Annotated in this window: 21 protein-coding genes; all 21 read right to left on the bottom strand. The window is 31.9% G+C overall.

The genetic code is table 11. The annotated features are described in order from the left end of the window. Positions 1–34: 34 nt before the first annotated feature. Complete coding sequence (gene folP / locus G6Z82_RS02435) at positions 35–1,171, bottom strand: dihydropteroate synthase (protein WP_006734199.1); 1,137 nt, start codon at positions 1,169–1,171, stop codon at positions 35–37. After that, positions 1,171–1,770: a non-canonical purine NTP pyrophosphatase gene (locus tag G6Z82_RS02430; RefSeq protein ID WP_035517226.1), complete on the bottom strand. Its 600-nt coding sequence runs from the start codon at positions 1,768–1,770 to the stop codon at positions 1,171–1,173. The genes folP and G6Z82_RS02430 overlap by 1 nt, the downstream gene beginning before the upstream one ends. Beyond that, a complete protein-coding gene (locus G6Z82_RS02425) occupies positions 1,763–3,025 on the bottom strand; it encodes a bifunctional folylpolyglutamate synthase/dihydrofolate synthase (RefSeq protein WP_164785766.1) in 1,263 nt (420 codons plus the stop codon). The genes G6Z82_RS02430 and G6Z82_RS02425 overlap by 8 nt, the downstream gene beginning before the upstream one ends. Before the next feature lie 5 nt (positions 3,026–3,030). Beyond that, complete coding sequence (gene folE, locus G6Z82_RS02420; RefSeq protein WP_006733783.1) at positions 3,031–3,591, bottom strand: GTP cyclohydrolase I FolE; 561 nt, start codon at positions 3,589–3,591, stop codon at positions 3,031–3,033. Continuing rightward, positions 3,572–4,087 (bottom strand): 2-amino-4-hydroxy-6-hydroxymethyldihydropteridine diphosphokinase, encoded by a 516-nt coding sequence (gene folK, locus G6Z82_RS02415; RefSeq protein ID WP_006729098.1) that lies wholly within the window; start codon positions 4,085–4,087, stop codon positions 3,572–3,574. Before folK ends, folE begins: the two co-directional genes overlap by 20 nt. Continuing rightward, positions 4,084–4,419, bottom strand: a complete 336-nt coding sequence (gene folB / locus G6Z82_RS02410; RefSeq protein ID WP_006734186.1) for a dihydroneopterin aldolase — start codon at positions 4,417–4,419, stop codon at positions 4,084–4,086. Before folB ends, folK begins: the two co-directional genes overlap by 4 nt. Positions 4,420–4,560: 141 nt before the next feature. Next, positions 4,561–5,706, bottom strand: a complete 1,146-nt coding sequence (locus G6Z82_RS02405) for a cysteine desulfurase family protein (protein ID WP_006734196.1) — start codon at positions 5,704–5,706, stop codon at positions 4,561–4,563. A gap of 21 nt (positions 5,707–5,727) precedes the next feature. After that, entirely contained in the window at positions 5,728–6,417 is a 690-nt protein-coding gene (locus G6Z82_RS02400; protein ID WP_006736047.1) for a 5'-methylthioadenosine/adenosylhomocysteine nucleosidase, read from the bottom strand. A gap of 11 nt (positions 6,418–6,428) precedes the next feature. After that, positions 6,429–6,680 carry a hypothetical protein gene (locus G6Z82_RS02395; RefSeq protein WP_006736041.1) on the bottom strand — a complete coding sequence of 84 codons (252 nt, stop codon included), beginning with the start codon at positions 6,678–6,680 and terminating at the stop codon, positions 6,429–6,431. Beyond that, on the bottom strand, positions 6,673–7,236 hold the full coding sequence (locus G6Z82_RS02390; RefSeq protein WP_164785765.1) for an NUDIX hydrolase: 564 nt from the start codon (positions 7,234–7,236) through the stop codon (positions 6,673–6,675). The genes G6Z82_RS02395 and G6Z82_RS02390 overlap by 8 nt, the downstream gene beginning before the upstream one ends. 5 nt (positions 7,237–7,241) lie before the next feature. Continuing rightward, the gene (locus G6Z82_RS02385) at positions 7,242–7,460 is read right to left on the bottom strand and encodes a cold-shock protein (RefSeq protein WP_006729092.1); all 219 of its coding nucleotides are present in this window, start codon (positions 7,458–7,460) and stop codon (positions 7,242–7,244) included. Next, positions 7,460–10,246, bottom strand: coding sequence for an isoleucine--tRNA ligase (ileS, locus tag G6Z82_RS02380; RefSeq protein ID WP_006736028.1), 2,787 nt, complete (start codon positions 10,244–10,246; stop codon positions 7,460–7,462). Before ileS ends, G6Z82_RS02385 begins: the two co-directional genes overlap by 1 nt. A gap of 213 nt (positions 10,247–10,459) precedes the next feature. Beyond that, complete coding sequence (locus G6Z82_RS02375) at positions 10,460–11,287, bottom strand: DivIVA domain-containing protein (RefSeq protein WP_164785764.1); 828 nt, start codon at positions 11,285–11,287, stop codon at positions 10,460–10,462. 105 nt (positions 11,288–11,392) lie between these two features. Further along, entirely contained in the window at positions 11,393–12,817 is a 1,425-nt protein-coding gene (locus G6Z82_RS02370; RefSeq protein WP_164785763.1) for a C69 family dipeptidase, read from the bottom strand. Positions 12,818–12,843: 26 nt separating this feature from the next. After that, complete coding sequence (gene ftsY, locus G6Z82_RS02365; RefSeq protein WP_164785762.1) at positions 12,844–13,857, bottom strand: signal recognition particle-docking protein FtsY; 1,014 nt, start codon at positions 13,855–13,857, stop codon at positions 12,844–12,846. Between the two features lie 7 nt (positions 13,858–13,864). Beyond that, positions 13,865–17,422 (bottom strand): chromosome segregation protein SMC, encoded by a 3,558-nt coding sequence (smc, locus tag G6Z82_RS02360; RefSeq protein WP_164785761.1) that lies wholly within the window; start codon positions 17,420–17,422, stop codon positions 13,865–13,867. A gap of 22 nt (positions 17,423–17,444) precedes the next feature. Beyond that, positions 17,445–18,122: a ribonuclease III gene (gene rnc / locus G6Z82_RS02355; protein WP_006729087.1), complete on the bottom strand. Its 678-nt coding sequence runs from the start codon at positions 18,120–18,122 to the stop codon at positions 17,445–17,447. Positions 18,123–18,256: 134 nt separating this feature from the next. Further along, positions 18,257–20,008, bottom strand: coding sequence for an oligopeptide ABC transporter substrate-binding protein (locus G6Z82_RS02350; protein WP_006732651.1), 1,752 nt, complete (start codon positions 20,006–20,008; stop codon positions 18,257–18,259). A 454-nt stretch (positions 20,009–20,462) separates the two neighbouring features. Beyond that, positions 20,463–21,392, bottom strand: a complete 930-nt coding sequence (locus G6Z82_RS02345; protein WP_164785760.1) for an ABC transporter permease — start codon at positions 21,390–21,392, stop codon at positions 20,463–20,465. 14 nt (positions 21,393–21,406) lie between these two features. Beyond that, positions 21,407–22,369, bottom strand: a complete 963-nt coding sequence (opp4B, locus tag G6Z82_RS02340) for an oligopeptide ABC transporter permease (protein ID WP_006731796.1) — start codon at positions 22,367–22,369, stop codon at positions 21,407–21,409. 1 nt (position 22,370) lies between these two features. Further along, positions 22,371–23,339, bottom strand: coding sequence for an ATP-binding cassette domain-containing protein (locus G6Z82_RS02335; RefSeq protein ID WP_006730921.1), 969 nt, complete (start codon positions 23,337–23,339; stop codon positions 22,371–22,373). Between the last annotated feature and the right edge of the window lie 7 nt (positions 23,340–23,346).

Here is a 23,346-nt window from a genome sequence, read left to right as displayed (position 1 = left end):
ACAAAACAAAAATTAGCAAATAAAAATAAATTTTTTATCTAAACCAATAACTTTGATTAATGATATCTAACATATTAACTAATTGATAAGTTTCTGCAATATCATGAGCCCTAATTACTCTTCCACCGCGTAAAAACATTGCCGATTCGGCTATTAATGTTACAGGTAAACGATCTTCCTTATTCAAATTGAATAATTTTTTACCAAATCCCTTACGTGATATTGCTACCATAATAGGACGATTAAATTTGTTCAACTGATCAAGATTACGCATCATCGTATAATCTTGATAACCATCAGCTACCTTAGCATAACCAATACCTTGATCTAAAATAATTCTATTTAAATCAATGCCCGCATCTATAAGTGTTTTTAAATTATCTTTAAAAAATTTTATCATCTCATCACTTAAATTATCATACTCATGTTCACGGCTACTATGCATAGTAACTAATCCCACATTGCTTTTAGCCATTAATGCTCGTTTTTGATAAGAATCAAATGCTCTAACATCATTAATAATATCTACCCCAGCTTCAATAGCAGCTTGCATTACTGGTAGCTTATAAGTATCAATAGCTATGGCTATATTAGGATATTTATCATGAATAAATTTAATAGCAGGAATCGTCCGCATAATTTCATCTTCAGGCTTAACTTCAACATATCCTCCTGGTTTAGTAGTTTGTCCGCCTACTTCAATAATATCTGCACCTGAATCAACCATATTTGCAATGTGTTTTTTCATATCTTCTGGTGCATAATATTGACCACCATCATAAAATGAGTCGGGGGTAACATTTAAAATACCATAAACTAATGGCTTATCAGTAATATCGAAAGTAAAACGACCTGCTTTCCAAATAATGCAATGAGATTTAATAATTGCATCAATACTTAATGCTAATTTTTCATCATCTGGCCATAATATTTTAGATTTAGCTGCTAATATTTTTAAAGCAGTTATTGGAAAAAGAAATTGAATAGTATTTTCGCATCTAAAAAGCGGAATATCAAAATGATTCAAAAAATCTATTATTTTATTTTCCACACATTCAATACCCTGCCAAGCCAAGACAATCTCTTGTCTTTGCAAAATATCTCTCTTGATAATTTGTAAGGGTAGTCCTTCAATATTTATTTTGTCATATTTAATTTCTTTTATTTCCATTAACTAAAATTCCTTTTCTTTAAAAGATTCTGCAATGCTATTGCTCGATGCAAATATAAAAAACGAGTGTGCCAATCCATTTGAGCCATTGTTTTAGTAGATCCATCAGGAATTACTATTTTGTCAAATCCTGTCGACATATTTCCTAATTCCTCTAAAGCAATTTTACCCCGCATTTTCCCTGCTCCTTTAGCAATTATTACACCATTTTGAGCTAATGCGACTACAGACCTCAAAGTCATCTTTCTATCTTTTTCTTTAACCTTATTGAGCAAATATTGATTAAAATTACCATTCTTACATTCTTTCATCAATTGTCTTTTCGTACTAACACCATATTCTTGTGGAAAAGCATCTAAATATAATCCTGTATCATCAGCTATAACCAGTTCATTATTCAAATAATGACTAATAAATTCTGCTTTCGTACAGGCATTTTGCTCTAAACTATTATTTTGTTCATTAGGAAACTGAATATAAGGCATCAATTCGCTATAAATTATACTTTTATATCCTAAATGATATAAAATATTCTCTAATTCTTTAGCTTTTTTGATATTATTACTTGCTATAACAAAATTCATTTCATTACTAATCATCGTTTATTAAATCTTTCACTAAATAAAATGAACCTGTAACCACAATAAGATCATCAGGTTTAGCATTTTGACGAGCTATTTTTAGAGCAGATCTTACATTCACAGCTTGCATTACATGGTTGTTGAATTTTTGAGCCAAAATTGCAACAGGCAATTTTCGTTGTAGATGATCAGGTTCTGTCAAAATAAAATCATGCGATATTTCTTGATAAATTTGAATCATTTTTTGATAATTCTTATCCTTCAAAAATCCTAAAATCATAATCACCCTACGACCATGTCGCAAACTGATGATAGTTTGAGCAAGATTATATGCAGCATCTGGATTATGTGCTCCATCTATAAGAACATCAGGTAAAGAGGCTATTTTTTCACACCTTGCTGGTATTTTAATCGTTTCCAACATTTGCTTTAAAGGCATTAAACTAATTAAAACTTTTTCACGCATTAATTGCTTAACCAAAGCGATAACTGTTTTTAAATTTTCTCTTTGATATTCACCCAATAATGAAAAAGAACTTTCCAATGTGAAATCTGTTGAAATTATATTTATTTTGCTATTATGAACCTTAATTTTGGCTATCTCATCCGATAAAATTAATGGCACTTGGGCTTGACTACATTTTTCTTTGATAATATTAACAACTGCTTTTTGCTGTAAAGGAGCTATAATAGTAGCCTTCGTTCCATATTTAATAATTCCTGACTTAGCTTTAGCAATCTTTTCTACAGTATCACCTAAAATATGAATATGATCTAATGCAATATGCGTAAAAATAGCATATTCTGGTGCATTTATAATATTAGTTGCATCATCTGTTCCACCTAAGCCACATTCAATCACTGCCCAATCAACTTTTTTATTAGCAAAATAAACAAGCATAATCAACGTCCACCACTCAAATACACTAATCTTGGCACTTTCATCTGTGCTTAACTTATTTAAAATTTCATAGTATGTAGCTACAAAATCATTTCTACTAATCAATATATTATTAATAGAAATCTGTTCCCGATCATCTATTAAAGCAGGGCTATTAAAATATCCTACTTTATATCCTGCATGCTCTAAAACGCCTTTAATCATCATACCTGTTGAGCCTTTACCATTAGTTCCAGCAATATGAATAGTTTTAAAAGCTTGCTCTGGTGAACCTAGTCTTTTTTTTATGTTACGTAAAAAAACTACATGATTATGATCCCCTGCCAACATTTTTTGACTAAATCCCGAAATAATTTCTTCATAACTTAGCAAATATTTTATCCTCGCTGCTTTAAAAACTCTTGCTTTAATTTATCATCTTCATTAAATAGTCCAGCATAATCTGAAGTGTAAGTATATTGCCCATATTTATTAATACCTCGCATCTCCATACATAAATGCCGTGCTTTAATAGCAACTGCTATTCCTTTAGGATCAATGAATTTAGCTAATTGTTTAACAATATCAGTAGTAATCTTTTCTTGCATCGTTGGCTTTTTGCTAACAAATTCAACTAACCGCGGAATTTTACTTAATCCTAAGACCATATTATTGTTAGGAATATATGCGATATCAGCATATCCAAAAAATGGTAATAAATGATGCTCGCACATAGAATAGATAGGTATATGATTAATAGATACCATTTCTGGATTACTATCTACATGAAATTTTTTATAATTTGCAAAGTCTTCTGGTCGATGATTGAGTGACGAAAAGATTTCTTGATACATCTTAGCTACTCGTTTAGGTGTTTCTACTAATCCACTGCGATCAGGATCTTCACCTACTGCCACTAATAATTCTCTAACTGCATGTTCAATTTTTTGTTGATTCATTAAATACCTCACTTTGCTGTACTACTTTGATCCAATTCGTATCTTTAGTACACTTAATCTTTTCTTGTAATAGGTTATGATATGCTGGATCATCTTTGCTAATCTCTAACAATGGTTCTAATACAAACTTCCTATTATCTCTTTCTTTGTGGGGCAACGTCAAAATATCAGTTTTAATTTGATAATTTTCATAATCAATAATATCTAAATCAATAGTCCTAGGTCCCCAACGAACCAATCTCTTTCGATGTAATTTTTGCTCTATATCATGTAATGCTTCTAATAGTAAAAAAGGATCTAAATCTGTCTCTATCTTAATACCTATATTATAAAAATTCTGCTGTTCAACATTGCCTACCGGTTCGGTTTCATATACTGAAGATACTGTTACATTATAGATATGTTTATTACTTCGCAATAAATTGACGGCTTGGACTATATTATTAAGTCTATCACCAATATTACTTCCCACACTCAAATATGCTTTTGACTTCATTTTTGCTTTTTAAAAACCTCTATTTCTATATCATCAAAAGCTCCAGCCATAGGAACACCGTATTTTCTTACTTTCAATTGAACAGAAATTATCATGCTATCTTCAGATAAAATCTTATCTGCCAATTTATTTGCTAAAGTTTCAATTAAATTAAAACTTTGCTCTTGTGCATATTTTACTATTAATTCATAAATATCAACGTAACTTATTGTTTCAGATAAGTTATCATGAATTACTTTTTGTTCAATCGGATAAGATATTTCACAATCAATTTCTAACCTTTGACCCAAAATTTTTTCTTCTGCAAAAACTCCATTATGTGTATAAACCACAATATTATGTATTCTTATTTTTCCGATAGGTCATCACTCCATAACTAATAAATTTGACTATTAATTCTAAATATATATCCCATAGTATCAAAAAGCAACCAAGCTATATTAGTGCTTGATTGCTCATTAAAATTAAGCTAACTATACTAACCTTTTGCACATATCAGCTAATTCTGCTGCAAAAGAAGTTACATCGTCCTCACTAGTAAATCTACTAAAAGATACTCTAATCGACTCTCTTAAACGTGGAGATGATTCACCATACATTGCAGCTAAAACATGCGATGGATGTAAAGATCCTGCTGTACAAGCAGATCCTCCAGAAACAGAAAAACCGGCTAAATCTAAATTGGTAATAGCCAAGGCTGTATCTATTCCTTTCAGCCATAAATTTAAAACATGATGTGAAACAGATCCAGAGATACTACCATTAACTTCAAAATCAACATGATCATGTTTCAATTTATTAATAATAATATTCTGTAAATTTTGATATTTCTTTTGTTGTTCTTTTTTATCAATATTTGATTCTTTAACTGCAACACCAAAACCAGAAATAGCAGGAACATTTTCTGTACCAGGTCGACGCTTTAATTCCTGCTCACCACCTAATAATAATGGTGGCAAATTTATTCCTTCTTTTTCATATAAAAATCCCAAAAATTTAGGGCCATTTATTTTATGAGCTGACGTCGACATTAAATCAATATTTGACTTTTGAACATCAATATCTATATTACCAAATCCTTGAACATCATCAACATGAAATAAAGCATTAGTACCTTTGACCAACTGACCAATTTCTTCAATTGGCATAATAGAACCTACTTCATTATTAACTGACATGATGGATACCAGAATAGTATCATCCGTTAACTCATCTTTTAACTGCTCTAAAGAAATATGACCCGTTTGATCAACATCCAAATAAACTATATTGTAACCTTTCGATTCCAAATCTTTCATTGGATTTAACACTGATGGATGTTCCACTTTAGTAGTAATAATTTTTTTACCTAAATGACTACGTAATTTAGCTGTACCATAAATAGCAGTATTATTACTTTCTGTACCACCTGAAGTAAATACAATCTCATTTGCTTTTGCGTTGATGGAATCAGCAATAATTTTTCTAGCGACTTCTACAGCTGCACGAGCTTTACGTCCAAAATAATGCTGACTTGATGCATTTCCAAAATCATCAAGCATTTCGTCGTTAATTCTGGCAGCTACAGATGGCGAAACCGGTGTAGTAGCTGCATTATCTAAATATATATTCTTTTTCAAACCAATCTAACCCTTTATAAATTAATTTTTCAAATAATCGCAAATAATACTTGCAGCTTTTTTAGCAACATTTTTGACAAAGATATCAAAATCAACAGCAGCTTCATTGGCAGCATTATCTGAAATAGCTCGCAGTGCAACTAGCGGTACGCCAAATTTAGATGCAACTTGAGCAAAAGCAGCCCCTTCCATCTCCACGCAAAGTGCATCCGGGAAGTTTTTCAAAATACCATTCTTAGTTTCAAATGTTGCAATAAAACTATCACCAGTAACAGCTAATCCTGAAAAATATCTTATTTTTTTTGCCTGTAAATACTTAATAAAATCATCACGTAACATACTATTCAAGTCATATTCAGCAGGTTCTTGGGGTATCTGCCCTTCTACATAATCTCCCGCCATAGTATTATGTACATCAAAATAACGAAATGCATCAGGACAAACAAGATCATACTGATGAATATTAGTTTGCAACGCACCTGCTGAACCAGTGATAAATATTAGGTCAATTTTTTCATTAACTAATAATGAGGTAATATTCATGGCGGCATTTACCTTACCTATCCCAGAAAGACCTATAAAAACTTCATTATTACCTATAAAACCATGACTGTATTCGGTTATACCATACTTTTTAATTTCATTAAATTGAAAATTAGTATGATAATACTCTGCCTCTTCAGCCATTGGAACCATGATTGCAATCTTCACTATTAAATCCCCTAAAACTTCAATAAGTATAATAATACCAAAGCTAATAAAATCAATTCAATAATTATTGCTCGATTTAAAAAGCGTTTTAATCGTTTGCTTTTTTCCTCTTTGGTTAATTTTGGACGGTCAATTACTTCATCATTTGATATATTATCTTTTAAATCAGAATTATCAGCTGCATGGCGATCTTTTTTCTTAAAGAAGCCAAAAAGAGCTTTTTTTCTTTTTTCTTTAATATACTCAGACCTTTTTTCAGTCATTATTACGATTACCCGTTAATACCATATTTTCCCATAAATTAATAGCCATTACAGTCTTTGAATCAACGATCTTACCTTGTGCAAGCAATTGTTTCAACTCATCTAAACTATACCAGACTTGAGTGAGGAATTCATCATCGTCCAATGGACGCTTATTTTCTACTTTAGTCAAAGTATCACAATAAAATAAGTACAATTTTTCATTACAAAAACCGCATGATGAATAAAATTCAGAAATCTTTTCCCAATATTCTGCCCGATATCCACCTTCTTCATTTAATTCACGTTTCATTGCATCCAATGGTGAAGCATCCGTATCATCAATTAATCCCGCAGGTATCTCCAAAGTTTCTTGCTTAATAGTTTCACGCCATTGCCTTACCAACAGCATTTTATTTTGATTATTTATAGCAATTGTTGCACTAGCATCAGGATGATTAACTATCTCACGCAGAGCGGTCTTACCATTAGGCAAACTAATGGTTTCGACATCCAGATCGATCAATTTTCCAGAAAAAATACGTTTTCTAGAAATTTCTTCTTCTCTTATATCCATCTTAATTATCCTCTCTCATTGTTTTCAACATAGACGTTAATACATTGCAAGCCTTTTTTACCCTGTGCAAGCTGATAACGTACACGCTGTCCAACCTCTAATCTTTTATAGCCACTTTCTTTAATTGATTTATAAAAAACAAAATATGAAGCTCCTGTCAGATCATCTTCAATAAATCCATAAGGAGACCGACTATCAAATTGCTTAACTATGCCTGTTCTCATTACTCTTCAAGTCCTTCCTCTGACACTTGAGGATAATTTTTCAAAACAATATCTGCACATCTAGAACATAAATTAGATAAGCTACCATTCTTACAAAAATCATCAGTTGTACGACGACATCTTGGGCAAACATCACCTTGTGCATGTTCAACAACTATACCAGCAGTAGCAAACTCTTCTACATTCTGTGGCATTTTCGTCTCATTTTCGATAGTTAAATCAGATACTATCAAGATTTGACGAACATCTGCATTTAAAGATTCTAATAATTCAGCAGTATCTGCTTTCGGATATAAGATAACATGTGCTTCAAAAGATTTACCAATTACTTTTTTATTTCTAGCATCTTCTAGAGCCTTTAAAACATCAGATCTTAATGTCATAAATCTCTTCCAGTTGCTTAAAATCACATTTTCATTAGCGAAATGTTGTACTTCAGGCATATTTGTCAATTGTACAAATTTTTCTGGTTCTTTTAAATAACTCCAAATTTCTTCCATTGTATGTGGCAAAATAGGCGTCAACAATTTTGCCAATTTAACTAAGAAATCATATATGACAGTTTGCATCGAACGGCGAGCTTGACCATCTTCAGATTCAATATATAAAACATCTTTAGCAAAATCTAAATAGAAGGATGACAGATCATTAGACAAGAAGCTAAATACATTCTTATATACAGAAGTAAAATCATAATGATCATATGCCTCTAAACATTCAGCTAACAACTTATTAAGTTTAACTTCCATATATTGATCAACACCAGACATTTCATCATAAGGCACTGTATTCTTTTTTGGATCAAAATCAGAAGTATTAGCCAACATAAATCGCATAGTATTTCTAACTTTACGATAACTCTCAGCTGCCTGTTTCAAAATATCTTGAGAAACAGCAACATCGGAAGTTGTATCCGCACCAGCTACCCATAAGCGAATGATTTCAGCTCCCATTTGTTTAATTACATCATTTGGTGCAATAACATTTCCCAATGATTTAGACATTTTATGACCTTTATCATCTAAAACAAAACCTTGAGACAAAATTTGACGATATGGTGCTTGGCCTGAAATAGCAACAGAGGTAATTAAACTAGAATTAAACCAACCACGATATTGATCACTACCTTCAAGATATAAATCAGCAGGATAACTCAATTCTGGTCTTTGTGCCATAACTGCTGTATGAGACGAACCAGAATCAAACCATACATCTAATATATCTTTTTCTTTCGTAAATTCACCATTAGGTGAATGAGATGAAGTAAATCCATCAGGCAACAATTCTTTAGCTGTTTTAGTGAACCATGCCATAGAGCCCTCTTTTTCAAAAATCTTGGCAATATGTTCAATTGTTTCCGGAGTGACAATCGGTGTTCCATCTTCTGCATAAAAGATTGGTAATGGGACTCCCCATGCACGTTGACGTGAAATGACCCAATCTCCTCTATCTTTAATCATGTTGTAAAGACGGATTTTTCCCCAATCTGGCAAAAAATTGACTTTATCAATTTCATCAAGAATTTGTTGACGGAATGGTTCAATAGATGCAAACCATTGTGTCGTAGCTCTAAAAATAACAGGTTTTTTAGTACGCCAATCATGTGGATAAGAGTGAGTAAAGACTTTTAACTTAAGTAATGCACCGCACGCTTTAAGCTTTTCAAGCATTAATTTATCAACATCTTGATAAAACATTCCAGCCAATTCAGGCACTTCATCAGTATAATTTCCTTGACCATCTACTGGACTAAAAATTGGTAGGTTATATTTTAATCCTACATTAAAGTCATCTGCACCAAATCCCGGTGCGGTATGAACCAAGCCAGTACCATCATCTAAAGTAACATGGAATCCTTCAATAACTAAACTCTCTTTATCATATATAGGGTGTTTAGCTTTCATATACTCCATCTCTGAGCCCTTAAAGCTTTTAACCACATTATATTCATCCCAGCCAATTTCTTGAGCAACTTTTTCTAACAAGCCAGTAGCTACAACGAACTTCTTGTCATTAACTTGAACTAATGAATAATCAAACTTAGGATTGACACAAATAGCCTCATTGGCAGGAATTGTCCATGGTGTAGTAGTCCAGATAATCAAATATGTATTATCAGTGTCCAAAAGATCCTTACCATCAATCAACTTAAAAGCAACGAAAATCGAATTGGCTTCAACATCTTTATATTCAACTTCTGCTTCTGCTAAAGTTGACTCAGAAGACCATGACCAATATACAGGTTTTTTACCCTTATAGATATAACCTTTATTGTACATTTCGCCAAATACTCTAATTTCTTGAGCTTCAAATTGGGGTTGAAAAGTAATATATGGATGATTCCAATCAGCCATTACACCTAGTCGCTTAAAATCTTGACGTTGCTTTTCAATTTGACTCAAAGCATAATCATGGCACATCTGGCGATATTCAGCCATATTTAACTCTTTACGCTTAACACCTTTTTTAGCTAATTGCTGTTCAATAGGTAATCCATGAGTATCCCATCCAGGAACAAATGGAGCATAAAAGCCACGCATATTTTTATATCTAACAATAATATCTTTAGATATTTTATTTAATGCATGCCCCATATGAATATTACCATTAGCAAAAGGAGGTCCATCATGCATATCAAAGCGAGGATGTCCTTCATTTAATTTAAGTCTTTGTTCATATAAATCGTTATCCTCCCATTGCTTTTGCCATTCAGCTTCACGAACTGGAAGATTTCCACGCATTTTAAATTTAGTATTGCCTAAATTAAGTGTATCTTTTATTTTCATATTTTTCCTTTCTAAACAAAAAACTCCGCCCAAAATAGGACGAAGTTTTTCGTGGTACCACCTAACTTGAACATAAAAATGTTCCACTCATATTTCATGTAACGTATAGATTACGGTAAATCAATTGGCAGCTGATCAACATTTTCGATATCGCTAATCTCTCACCATCTAATAGCTCGCTGTTTCATCTACTTGTTTTACTGTCGATTTACTTTAATTATGATCTTTATAATCATCAGGGAAGATAATCTTAGGTCTGGAAAGTGAATCAGAATTACTATTTTCATCTTCTACTGTTTCCACGACAGTAGGATTATCGCCTTCTAAAATCTTATGAGTATCTTCTTTCTCATTATCAGAGTTTACTTCAGTATCAGTATTGTTGTCAATATCTTCGTCAAAGTTTTCTGCAGGTATATATTCTTGATATTTATCTATATCTTCTGGTTTAATTAAACCTTCCTCATCAATAATATTATCTGAATCATCAGTTTTAATTGGTTGTGAACCATCAGCAGGATACAAACGAGTCCTACCATAATGCTTATCTAAATATATCTGCCAATCATTATCATCTAATTCTTTGACTTGTTCATTTAATTTAGCCTTGGTATCATGAATAAAATTTGCAACCTCAGTTTTAAGCAATTCATAATCATTCATCAATGTATTATATTGTTCTAACATATTTTGTTGTTGAACAAGTTGCTTTTGCGTATCAGCTAACATGCTATCTGATTTATCCTTAGCATCGTCAATTATTTGTTGAGCCGTAACACGTGCTTGATTTACAATTTGTCTTGCTTGTTCTTGAACTTCTACCATGTGCTGACATATTTGCGTATTGTCAGAAGATGCATCCCTTAATTGTTTCTTAAGCTTATAATTTTCATTCTTTAAATCAACATTGCGATCAAGTACATCTGCATAATCATCAATAATCTGATCAAGAAATTCATCAACAGCTTCCGCACTATACCCATTTTTAACTATTGGAAATACTTTATCATGAATTTCCATTGGTGTTATTGTCATTGCCATCACCCTTATTCCAATTAAAATATTATTTTAACAAATATCAATATATTTATTAGTATATTATATTAAATAACCGATTGTATGCCAAATAACTATAAATATTTTATATTATAAATTTTTATCCATACTAAATGTTAATTTAGACATCTTAATAGATTCTATAAACATTTTGCCAAAAAGCTCATCAGACAATTTCTTAGTATGCTTGACAGTTTTTTGATTTTCCGCTGTTAAATATTCAGTTAACTTATTACCTGCAAGACCTTCACTATTAGCAATAATTTCTTCTATTCTGCCACGGTAATAACGATTAAGTTCTTCTAAATATTTAATATTAAGCTGCACAAATTGTGGATAATGGCTCTCCACTAAACTAGCTAATGATTTATAATACCACCAAGCATCATTTTGATTATAAGTTAAACTAGTATTATTAAATGAGGCATCAGTATCACTCATATTAGCAAAAAATGGAATAAATGGTGTAAAAGTAGGTCCACCTATACATAACCACATAATGCCTGCTTTATCAGCATCAACATCATTTCTAATTTGTAAAATATGTGCATTTTGCGTTCTATTTAATCCAATTGGACGATACATATGTTTTTCTTCATCAGTTCCATGACCAAATGGATCATATGGAGTATTTTGATAGTGAGATCCCAAGACAAATTCAATATCTTCTTGTGTAATTAATTTGTTAGCTTTTCTGATGAAAGGCAGATCACCATCTTGAGGATCCTGCTCAATATCTGGATTAAAATATTTTTGCCCATACCATACACGACTAGTATTATAATGTCTGTCTTGCTCAGTGTACGTACCAAATATATGGCGGAAATTCCATCCATGATGATCTGGATTCAAATGATGTGCATCAACAAATTCCCTAATTCCATCACTCCACATAAAATAATCTGCATTTGTAAAATCAACATTTTCAATAGATACTCTATTAGCAGCAATAGCATAACAATCATCAGGAATTCTTTTAGCCACCCAATGATGACCCGTTACAATTTCCATATACCATACTTCATCTTTATCACCAAATAAAACAGAATTACCTGCAGCACTTCCATACTTAGTAATCAATTCACCTAAATATTCAACTCCATTACGAGCTGACTTAATATAAGGTAAAACAACTGTTTGCATACAATCTTCATCTAACCCATCTACTACTAATGGATCAAAGGCTAAAGTTCTTTCATTACCATAAGTTGACTCAGTACAAGACATTGCCACATTGCATTCATTAATTCCGCTTTCATCATAGTAACCTAATTTTTTATAATCAACATTAGGTACAGCTGGCACACGTTGAGCATTTTCTGGTAATTCCATCTGAAAATTATTTAAATAAGATTTAATAATGCGTCCCTTATTATTTTTTTCTGCTTTCTGAATAATAAATTTTTGTGGTGTAATTGGACTATATGTATCGTCATTACGAGCAATCATTGTTGACCCATCTATCGTAGCTTTTTTTCCCACTAATATTGTTGTACAAGCACTTAATTTTTTCATCTAAATATTTCCTCCTCAAAAAAACTCTAAATCAACTCATGGAATAACCCAATCGCAAATTTTTCTGCATCAAACTCTGCTAGATCTTCTGCTTTTTCTCCTAAGCCAACTAATTTTACAGGTAATGACATTTCATTTCTAATTGCTAAAACGATTCCACCTTTTGAAGAACCATCTAATTTAGTCAACACTAATCCGGTTAATTTTGTTGTCTTATCAAATTCCTTAGCTTGATTTAAAGCATTTTGTCCAGTAGAACCATCAATAACCAATAATATTTCTTGCGGTTGATCAGGTATTTTGCGATGTATTGTACGATTTATCTTGTCTAATTCATTCATCAAATTAACCTTATTTTGCAACCTACCAGCAGTATCAACTAATAAATAATCTATATGATTCTTAACAGCACATTCTAACCCCTCATAAACCACTGATGAAGGATCAGCATTAGTATTGCCACTAATAACCTGTACATCTACACGCTGACCCCATGCCTTTAATTGCTCTACAGCACCAGCTCTAAAAGTATCTGCTGCCACTAACATCACAGAATTACCTGCATCTTTTAATTTTTTAGCTAATTTACCAATGGTTGTTGTCTTACCTGCTCCATTTACACCAACAAATAAAAACACAGCAGGCATATCTCCAGTTTTAAGGATTAGCTTACTATCTTTAGTATTATTTTGTTCATATAATTCGACTAATTTTTCAACAATAACATTTTTTAACAATTTGCTATCTTTAACATTTTTAAGCTTAGCCTCATTTCGTAATTCATCAGTCAGCATTTCTGCTGTCTCATAGCCCACATCTGCTTCAATTAATAAATCTTCCAAATCATCAAAAAAATCTTCATCAATTGTTCTAAACTGTGCTAAAAATGAATTCAGTTTTTCACCTAAAGAATTACTAGTCTTTTTCAAGCCACGATCATATGTTGCTTGAATATCATTGTCTTTTTTTGTAATTTGTGAATCTTTATTTTCTTCTGTTTTACCCAATAATTTTTCTTTTAACTTATTAAATAATCCCATGACTACCTCACCTATTTTGATCATCAGTTAATGACACTGATAAAACTTGAGAAACACCTGATTCTTGCATGACTACACCATATAAATTATTAACTTTTTTCATCGTACCTCTTCGATGAGTAATGACAATGAACTGTGTTTTTAATTCATATTTATTTAAAAAATCTGCAAAACGAACTACATTGGCTTCATCCAAAGCCGCTTCAACTTCATCTAGAATACAAAAAGGAACAGGACTCACTTCTAACATCGCAAATAATAAAGTTATTGCTGTTAAAGCTCTTTCTCCACCAGATAATAAACTCAAACTTTGTAATTTCTTGCCAGGTGGTTGTGCTACAATCTCGATTCCAGTTTCTAGTATATTTTTAGGATCAACCATCATCAACTGAGCATGTCCGCCACCAAACATAATAGGAAATATAGTTTTAAATTTTTGAGCTATTTTTAAGAAAGTATCCTCAAATCGTTTTTTCACTTCATTATCAAGTTTAGACATAGAAACTTCAATATTTTTACGTGCAGACAACAAATCATTTTGTTGCTCAGATAAAAAATCATACCTTGTTTTTACTTCCTGATACTCATCAATAGCATTTAAATTAACAGGACCTATTTCAGCAATAGACATTTTGTGCAATTTTACATCTTTTGCTAAATCCTGTTGCTTTTGCAAGTTATGTTCACCTTCAACCATATCTAAAGCAGCTTCATAACTAATATCATAATCCTGAGATAAAATATCTAATTTATGTCTGATACTATCAGAAAGTTTGGTAATATCAATAGATAATTTTTTGTGATTATCAGCAAGATTTTTTCTTAATTCATAATCTCTAGAAGCACGCGACTCTAACTGATTTAATTCAGCATCTATTTTACCTAATTGTGTATTTAATTCAGTTAAATCAGCAGTTAATTTTTCTTGACTGGCCTTTTTCATCGCAATCTTTTGGTTCAAATTTTCTTCATTTTGCGTATTATTTTTCTTAGCATCTAAATCATGCATTTTAATTGCTAAAGATTGCAATTGCTTTTCTACTAGCAGTGCTTGTTCCTGATTCTGTTTAATTTGCTCTTGTAAGTTAGCACATTTATTGTTAGCAACAGCCAATCTAGAACTATTATCAGCTAATTCAGCCTGTAAATGTTGGCGATCATTATCAAATTGCGTGATCTCACGCTTTAATGATTCCATCTTTGACTTCTGACTAACAAGCTTGTCTGCTATAACTTTTTGCAATGTTTCTTGTTCAACAAGCTGGCGTTTAATTTTTTCAATATCATTTTGTTTCTGCTTTTGAGCATTTGTTTGTAACAAAAGTAACTGATTTAATCTATCATTTTCCTTTTTTTGCCCTTGATAGTCTAAATTACTCTTATTAAATTCACTCTCAAGTGTCAATAATTGGCGTTGATATTCTTGAATAGTTATATCAAACTGATGAATCTTATCATTAAATTGGCTTAATTCTTGTTTTAAAGACTTCATCTTTTGCAAATCGACAACCACTTTATCTTCCAATTCTGCAATTTGTAAATTAATTTGCAATGGCGAATTCGTACGTTGATTGCGTATACCACCCGTAATACTACCACCCGGGCTAATGATATCGCCATCTAAAGTAACAATTCGATAGTATCCTCCAGTTTTTGATTGCACTTGCAATGCTGTCTGCATATCTTCGACAATAATAACATTACCTAGTAAATAATTTATAACTTCACTAATATCCTTATCAATTGTTGGTGTAACCAGTTCTGCTGCAACACCCAAAACTTTGTCCATCGATTTAATAACTCTGAGTGTTGAATCAGGAATCTTATTTTTTCGCAAACCACCTAAAGGTAAAAAAGTTACTCTACCAGCACGATATTTTTTTAATAATTCAACAGCATCTTTAGCACTATTTTTATCAATAGTAACTACACTTTGTACTCCTGAACCCAAAGACGTAATCAATGCAGCTTCCAATTTAGGAGAAAAGTTAAGCAAATCTCCTACTACACCGATTGCACCAGCAAATTTGCTCATATTATTTAAAATAAATTTGACTCCTGTATAGTAACCGTCATGACGTTGTTGTAATTTCTTTAACCCGTCAATTTGTGCTTGCTTTTGCGATAAGATGTTCTGAAGATGATTAATTTGCTCCTGAAGTTTCTGTCCATGTTGGGAAATAAGGTTATATTCTTTTGTTTTCTGATTATTTTTAGCAGCTAATTCTTCATGTTGCTGCATCAAATTTTTCTTATCTTGTAATAATTGGTGTAATTTTACTGAACTTTGCTGAACTTGCTCAGACAATGAAACTACTTGACTATCTTCAGCTCTAGTTAATCTTTGTATCTCATTTTTTAAAAACACCTGCTGATTATTGTTAGTAGTCTGATCTTGCAAAGTCTGAATATAGTCAGATCGAACTAGCTCCAAATTACGATTTAGTTCATTAGGAGTTGTATTTAATTTTGAACCTAATTTTTTCTTAAAATCTGCTAACTGTTGAGCATTATTAGTAACTTTAGCTAAATCATTTTGCTGATTAATTAAAATTTGCTGTAATTTGTTTTTTCTAACAATTAATTCTTGGTGTTGTTGCTCAAATTCTTTAGCAGTCGCAGCATCATATTCAAAACTTTGCTTTTGTATTTGTAATTCAGTACTTAATTGAGCTATCTCCTGTGTAATATGTAGTAAAGCACTCTGATGATCATCTTTTTGTTCATGTAATAATTTAGATTTTTTCTTTTTAGTTTCTAAATCTTTTTGAGATCTACTTACTTCTTCATCTATACGATCTAAATTTGTTTTACTATCAGATAATTTGCTACCTATTTCTTTTTTTTCTAACACAAGCGATTCAATTTCTAATGCAAGTAATTGCTTCAACTTTCGATCAAGTTGTTTCTTTTCAAATTTATATTGCTTCGCTAGTGAACTTTCTTCACATAATGGTTCGACTCTCGCTTTTAGCTCCTTAACCAAATCATTAATTCTAATCAAATTGTTATTAGTTTCATCTAATTTCTTTAAAGCAACTAATTTTTGTTGCTTAAAATGCAAAACGCCAGCTGCTTCTTCAAAAATATATCTTCTATCTTCTGCCTGAGAATTTAAAATTTGATCAACTTTACCTTGCGAAATAATGGCCAAACTATTTTGTGATAATCCAGAGTCAACAAATAAAGTTCTGATATCTTTCAAACGAACTGACTGATTATTAATAAAATATTCACTATCACCTGATCTCAAAATACGACGCATTATTGCTACTTTATCAGAATCAAGATGTAATTGTCGATCGTGATTGTCAAAAATAAGACAAACTTCAGCTTTATTCAATGGTCCTCTAAATTCACTACCAGCAAAAATAATATCACGCATATTTTCACCACGTAATGCTTTGGCAGAGTTTTCTCCCATTACCCATCTAATTGCTTCGGTAACATTGCTTTTACCACTACCATTGGGACCAACTATCCCTGTGATTCCCTTATTAAAATTAATCGTTGTTTTATCTGCAAATGATTTAAAACCATTTAAGACTAATTGTTTTAATGGCACAATTTCACCTTTTCTTACAAATCTAAATATTTTTCAAAGCAACAGAAGCTGCAACTTGTTCAGCAGCTTTTTTACTACGTCCAATACCTTGTGAAATATTCTCACCAGCTACTATGAGCTGAACAGTAAATCTAGGCTGTGCTTCATCTGAATCAATCACTTTATACTGAATATCAATGGCTCCATTAACTTGTAATTTTTCTTGTAATTCAGTTTTATAATCTCGAGATGAGTCAAAATCACCCTCGGCAATTAAAGGATATACAGTTAAATGTAAAAAGTGTTGTACTGCAGGCATGCCTTGATCTAAAAATAAAGCACCATTAAATGCTTCAAAAACATCTTCTAATAAAGTATGTCTAGTACGTGAACCAGATTTCTCTTCACCCTTTCCTAATTTTACTTCTCTAGAAAAACCACACTCAGTAGCAAATTGTGAAAAACCCTCCGTACGCACAATATTGGAACGCATTCTTGTTAATTCTCCCTCATTCATATTAGGAAAATGTCTATATAAATAATCCGATATCGCTAATTCAAGTACTGCATCACCCAAAAATTCTAATTTTTCATAATTTTTACATCCTTGATGTTCATTAGAATAAGATGAATGTGTCAATGCCTGCTCCAAAAGTTGTTCATTATTAAATTTTATTTGATATTTTTCTTGCAATTCATTTTTAAAAGATTCTGAAACCATGAATTATTCCTTCCTATAACTAACTAATTATACCTATTTTTTAAAGCAAATAAAAGGTTCATTAAAGCAAATAAAAAAGTTTGATCACTATAGAGCAATCAAACTTTCTATTAACAAATTTATTTTTAGATAAACTATTTAATAAATCCACAATTCATCCAGAATTTACAACTAGCTGAAGGACTTGCATCGTATCCACTAATCTTAGAGTTAACTGCAGTAATGGACCAATTGTTAGCTACTGGCAATACATATAACTCATCAGCCATGTATTTTTGCCATTCATGGAATTTAGCTATACGATATTTCTTATTGAATGCCTTAGTAGAATCAATAGCTTTTAGTAACTCTGAGTTCTTCTTAGTTACAAATCTTGTGAAGTTATAAGGTGCTTTTTCATTATACAAGTCATTTGGTGAAGGTTCACTAGATAAGCCCCATGCAGCCATAAACATATCAACACTAGGATCATCGTGCATAACTTTGTCATAGAATGAGTTCATTTCCATTAAACGGCCACCAGCCAATTTAACGTTCAATCCAAGCTTATGCCATTGTTTCAAGTAGTTTTGAATAATAGGTTCCTGAATTGCAGAACCAGACATTGCGGCAAAGTGAATTACTAATGGCTTGCCATTAGGTTGTACACGCCATTTACCTTTCTTCTTGTATCCTGCATCATCCAAAAGCTTGTTAGCCTTCTTGAAATCTTGAGTATATGGCTTAACGGATCCATTATAGAATGCACCAAATTGCTTAGGTATCAATGTTGGAATTTGGAAAGTTAATCCATTAGTATATCTCTTGTAAACTGGTGCAATATTCATACCATAAGCAATAGCTTGACGAAGTGCTTTATTATTCATCTTAGCCTTAGGGTTCATTACGTTCTTACCCTTCTTGGCACTCCATTTACCTACTTTAAATCCAACATAAGAATAACCTAATCCAACTTTTCCTACAAAGTTTACTCCCTTAGTATTCTTTACTTCTTTCCATTGAGAATTACGAACACCAATGATGTCAAACTTGTGTGACTTAAGAGCTTGTGAAGAGTTATTAGGGTTAAGCACTTGGATTACAACCTTGTCAAAGTTAGGCTTACCACGCCAGTAATATGGATTTCTAACAAATGTAGCAGATTGTCCACGTACTATCTTACTAAACTTATAAGGTCCAAAGAACAGAGGATTCTTTCTAACTTTATCACTTTCCTTAAGTTTCTTAAATGGAACATCCTTTAAATAATGATATGGTACAGCACATTCCCATATAAATCCATTACCTGATTGACGCATACCAGGTTTCATTTCTTTATAATGTAAAACTACTGTCAAGCCTTTTTCACCATCAGGCATTTCAATACCTGAAATAGTCTTAGCTTTACCATCATGATATTCTGTTAATCCCTTAAGGGCTTGTAAAGATTCAGTATATCTAGATGTTTGTGTATCTTTGTTTGCAATAATTTCATAAGCATATTCATAGTCTTTAGCACATACTTGCTTACCGTCAGACCACTTAACACCCTTTTTAATTTTAACTGTAACAGTCTTTTTCTTTACATCCATTTTAATGGTTGCAGGACCTTCGTCATTATATCCATATGAGTCATCAAAATAAAACAAGGATTCATTTGCAGGACTCATAACATCAGAATCATCTTGAGTATCTGCCAATTCATTTAAGAAAACTCCAGTAAATGGTGTATTTGTAGTTAATGCTTGACGCAATGTACCACCCTTTTTAACTTCTTTCTTAGGAACAGCACTCTTAAATGCCTTAGTAGAAACATTGGCATTATCAGACTTGCCGCCACACGCAGTCATTGTTAAAGCAACACCAGATAACAGTGCTAAGCTACTTAATAATCTAAATTTTTTCATAAATTATTTACCCCCAATAGATATTTTCGTAGTTATTAATTAGATAATAACATCTACTACTTAACCTTGCAATATTTTTTTGTAATTTTTTTATATTTTATTTAATTTAAGTTAAATTGTCTTATAGCAATTTAACTTAAATATTGCTATACATGTATCTAATTTTAAGCAACTAACGAGATTCGCATCTGATTTGCACATTAAACTTTTTCATAATTTATCATACTTAATTGGTACAAATAGTACTTACTATTTGTTATATAATCTTTTATGAACAAATTAATTTATCATATTTTTTATTTTTTTACTTTGTTACAGTATACTTTAAAAATCTTATCTTATAATCATCTTTTTTAAGTAGTTATCCATAAAGTGAAATTACTTATTATTAACACCATATTCAATTTAATTGAGCATAAAAAAAGAAGGAAAATGTGTATTTTCCTTCTTTTGCTTAATTTTCACGTTGACGTGCATCTCCTGCTCTTTGCAATGCTCGACCAACATAATTAAATGATAATGATAATGCTAATAAAACCACAGTGGCAGGCATCCATAACCATAATCGTGTCGTAACATTAACTGGATCCTGAGCAAATCCAATTAAAGTACCCAAAGATGGTGTAGAATTAGGCAATCCATATCCAATAAATGATAATGCAGTTTCAATACCAATATTACCAGCTACTCCCAAAACAACATCAATAATAATCATTGAGCTAATATTAGGCAAAACTTCACGAAACATAATCTGCCAATCACTTGACCCTGATGTTTTAGAAGCAAGAACGTATTCACGACCGCTTTGAGATAAGACAAAACTTCTATAGTATCTAGTAGTTCCAGTCCAACCAAAAAGGGAAATCAATGCTACTAAAATTACTGAGTTATAATTAGGAATTACACTAACTAAAACAATGATAATTGGTAATTGTGGCAAAATTTGAATAAAATCAATAATACGCATAATTATAGCATCAATAAAACCGCCATAATATCCTGAAATAACACCAACTACTAATCCAATTACTTCTGTAATAAAAGTAACTGATAAACCAATCATGATGGAATTTCTACCACCTACTATAAGTAGGTTTAAAATATCTCTACCACCATCATCAGTACCTAATATATGTCCCATCTGACCCCAAGAATAAAATGCATCCGCAATATTAGTGTCAGTAACATCGACATGTAATATACTAAAAGCAAATGAGCCAATAAAAGTCGTGGCAAAAATTAACGCAATTACCAAAAATGCTAACAATGAAATTTTATCTTTAATTATTTCTTTAGCAACAACCTTTATAGCGGAAGGTGGTAAGTCTGGCGTTGAATTATTAGCAGTTGCTTGAACATCAGCTTTTTTCTTCTTACTAAACATTTATATCAACCTCCCTACTTAATTCTAATACGTGGATCAACAATACTCATAATGATGTCTGATAATAAATTACCAACTAAAGTTAAAACACCAAAAAGTAAAATTAAAGCAGTTAAAGTCGTATAATCACGTTGCGAAATAGAATCTAAGAACAACTTACCCATACCAGGATATGAGAAGATTGTTTCTAAAATTACTGATCCAGCAAGTAAACCTGTAATAGTATTACCCATAAAAGCTGCAATTGGCAACAAGGAGTTACGCAAAATATGTTTGTTGAAAACAACTTTTTCTGGAACACCCTTACTACGTGCAGTTCTAACATAATCTTCAACCTTATTATCAACAATACCAGTTCTCAAATATTGAACAGTACCAGTAGTAGATAAAATAGCACATAACATAGCTGGTAATATCAAATGATAAAATCTACTCCAAATATATGCAAATACGCTAGAATCACAATCTGTACCAACAGACCCTGCTATTGGGAACCAACCCAGCGTAAAACCAAATAACCATAATCCCAAAATTAACGACACAAATCCTGGAATTGCAAAAGTAATATAGTTAAAAATCTGAATCGATTGATCTTGCCATTCATCTTGATGGTGACCAGCAATAATTCCTAGCGGTATCGAAATAGAGTAAGATAAGATAACAGTAACAATTGATAACCAGAAAGTATTAACAGCACGATCCCAAATAAGTGAAGTAACAGCAACATGTTGAATATATGATGTACCAAAGTCGCCATGAATAACATTACCTAACCATCTACAATACTGTATCCATGGGGCATCATTTAATCCCAATTCTTGTTTCAAATGTGCTATTGTCTTAGGGTCTTGGTTAGGATTTATCTGCCCAGAAAATGGATCGCCGGGCATCATCTTAGCTAAAACGAAAACCAATAAACTCAATACGATCAATTGTGGGATCATAATCAAAATACGTCGTAAAACCGTCTTCCACATATTACTTTTCCCCCTCTAATTCGCTATTAATAGCATCTTTAGGTAATGCAACGAAGTGACGATCGGATATTTGTTGTAATGGATATACACGACCATCCTTGTCATACCATTTATCACGATTATCCTGAAATTCTTTTTCAACCCTTTGACGCATTCTCTTATGTTCTTCACGACGATTAACATCAACAATTGGAATAGCAGACAACAATCTCTTAGTATATATATGCTGCGGATTATTATAAATATCAGTACTCTTTCCAATTTCAACAAATCGACCACGATGCATAATAGCAATATCTTCGGACATATGTTTAACAACACCCAAATCGTGGGAGATAAATAAATAAGCAATATTATACTGTTGTTGAATTTGTTTCATAAAGTTTAATACTTGTGCTTGAACTGATAAATCCAAGGCAGATGTTGGCTCGTCAGCAACAATCAAACGTGGCTTAGTGGCAACTGCTCGTGCAACACCAATTCTTTGTCTTTGACCACCTGAAAATTCATGTGGAAATTTATAAATAGCATCGCTTGGCATACCAACTATATCTAACAATTCCTGAACTCGTTTACGTTCTTCGTCAGTTGTTAAATTTTCAAAATTTCTGATAGGTTCAGCAATTATATCTTCAATTCTTTTTCTAGGATTAAGAGAAGACATAGAATCCTGAAAAATCATCTGAACATCTTTATTATAATTAAGCTTTTTTCTATTTCTAGACTTAGTTATATCTTTGCCTTTATATAAGATTTGGCCTTCTGTAGCTGCTTCTACACCAACAATTACTTTACCTATAGTAGACTTTCCTGAACCTGATTCACCAATTAATCCGTATGTTTCACCTTCCTTAATAGATAATGAAACACCGTCTACTGCACGCACATAATCAGTTATCCTATTCCAAAAACCTGAACGAATAGGATAATGGACCTTTAAATCTTTTATTTGAATAATTTCCTCAGCCATAATTATC

This window comes from Lactobacillus iners, assembly GCF_011058775.1.
GTDB classification, from domain to species: Bacteria; Bacillota; Bacilli; order Lactobacillales; family Lactobacillaceae; genus Lactobacillus; species Lactobacillus iners.
Note: the sequence above shows the minus strand (reverse complement) of the source record. Positions and strands in the feature narration are given on the sequence as shown.

What these genes read in the sequence shown, in the direction of transcription:
- opp4B (WP_006731796.1), bottom strand. Translation starts at nt 22,369, where the DNA reads ATGTGGAAGACGGTTTTACGACGTATTTTGATTATGATCCCACAATTG.
- G6Z82_RS02350 (WP_006732651.1), bottom strand. Translation starts at nt 20,008, where the DNA reads ATGAAAAAATTTAGATTATTAAGTAGCTTAGCACTGTTATCTGGTGTT.
- G6Z82_RS02375 (WP_164785764.1), bottom strand. Translation starts at nt 11,287, where the DNA reads ATGGCAATGACAATAACACCAATGGAAATTCATGATAAAGTATTTCCA.
- G6Z82_RS02430 (WP_035517226.1), bottom strand. Translation starts at nt 1,770, where the DNA reads ATGATTAGTAATGAAATGAATTTTGTTATAGCAAGTAATAATATCAAA.
- ileS (WP_006736028.1), bottom strand. Translation starts at nt 10,246, where the DNA reads ATGAAAATAAAAGATACACTTAATTTAGGCAATACTAAATTTAAAATG.
- G6Z82_RS02390 (WP_164785765.1), bottom strand. Translation starts at nt 7,236, where the DNA reads ATGGATATAAGAGAAGAAGAAATTTCTAGAAAACGTATTTTTTCTGGA.
- G6Z82_RS02370 (WP_164785763.1), bottom strand. Translation starts at nt 12,817, where the DNA reads ATGAAAAAATTAAGTGCTTGTACAACAATATTAGTGGGAAAAAAAGCT.
- folE (WP_006733783.1), bottom strand. Translation starts at nt 3,591, where the DNA reads ATGAATCAACAAAAAATTGAACATGCAGTTAGAGAATTATTAGTGGCA.
- G6Z82_RS02345 (WP_164785760.1), bottom strand. Translation starts at nt 21,392, where the DNA reads ATGTTTAGTAAGAAGAAAAAAGCTGATGTTCAAGCAACTGCTAATAAT.
- G6Z82_RS02395 (WP_006736041.1), bottom strand. Translation starts at nt 6,680, where the DNA reads ATGACTGAAAAAAGGTCTGAGTATATTAAAGAAAAAAGAAAAAAAGCT.
- rnc (WP_006729087.1), bottom strand. Translation starts at nt 18,122, where the DNA reads ATGGTTTCAGAATCTTTTAAAAATGAATTGCAAGAAAAATATCAAATA.
- G6Z82_RS02385 (WP_006729092.1), bottom strand. Translation starts at nt 7,460, where the DNA reads ATGAGAACAGGCATAGTTAAGCAATTTGATAGTCGGTCTCCTTATGGA.
- G6Z82_RS02335 (WP_006730921.1), bottom strand. Translation starts at nt 23,339, where the DNA reads ATGGCTGAGGAAATTATTCAAATAAAAGATTTAAAGGTCCATTATCCT.
- ftsY (WP_164785762.1), bottom strand. Translation starts at nt 13,857, where the DNA reads ATGGGATTATTTAATAAGTTAAAAGAAAAATTATTGGGTAAAACAGAA.
- folP (WP_006734199.1), bottom strand. Translation starts at nt 1,171, where the DNA reads ATGGAAATAAAAGAAATTAAATATGACAAAATAAATATTGAAGGACTA.
- folK (WP_006729098.1), bottom strand. Translation starts at nt 4,087, where the DNA reads ATGAAGTCAAAAGCATATTTGAGTGTGGGAAGTAATATTGGTGATAGA.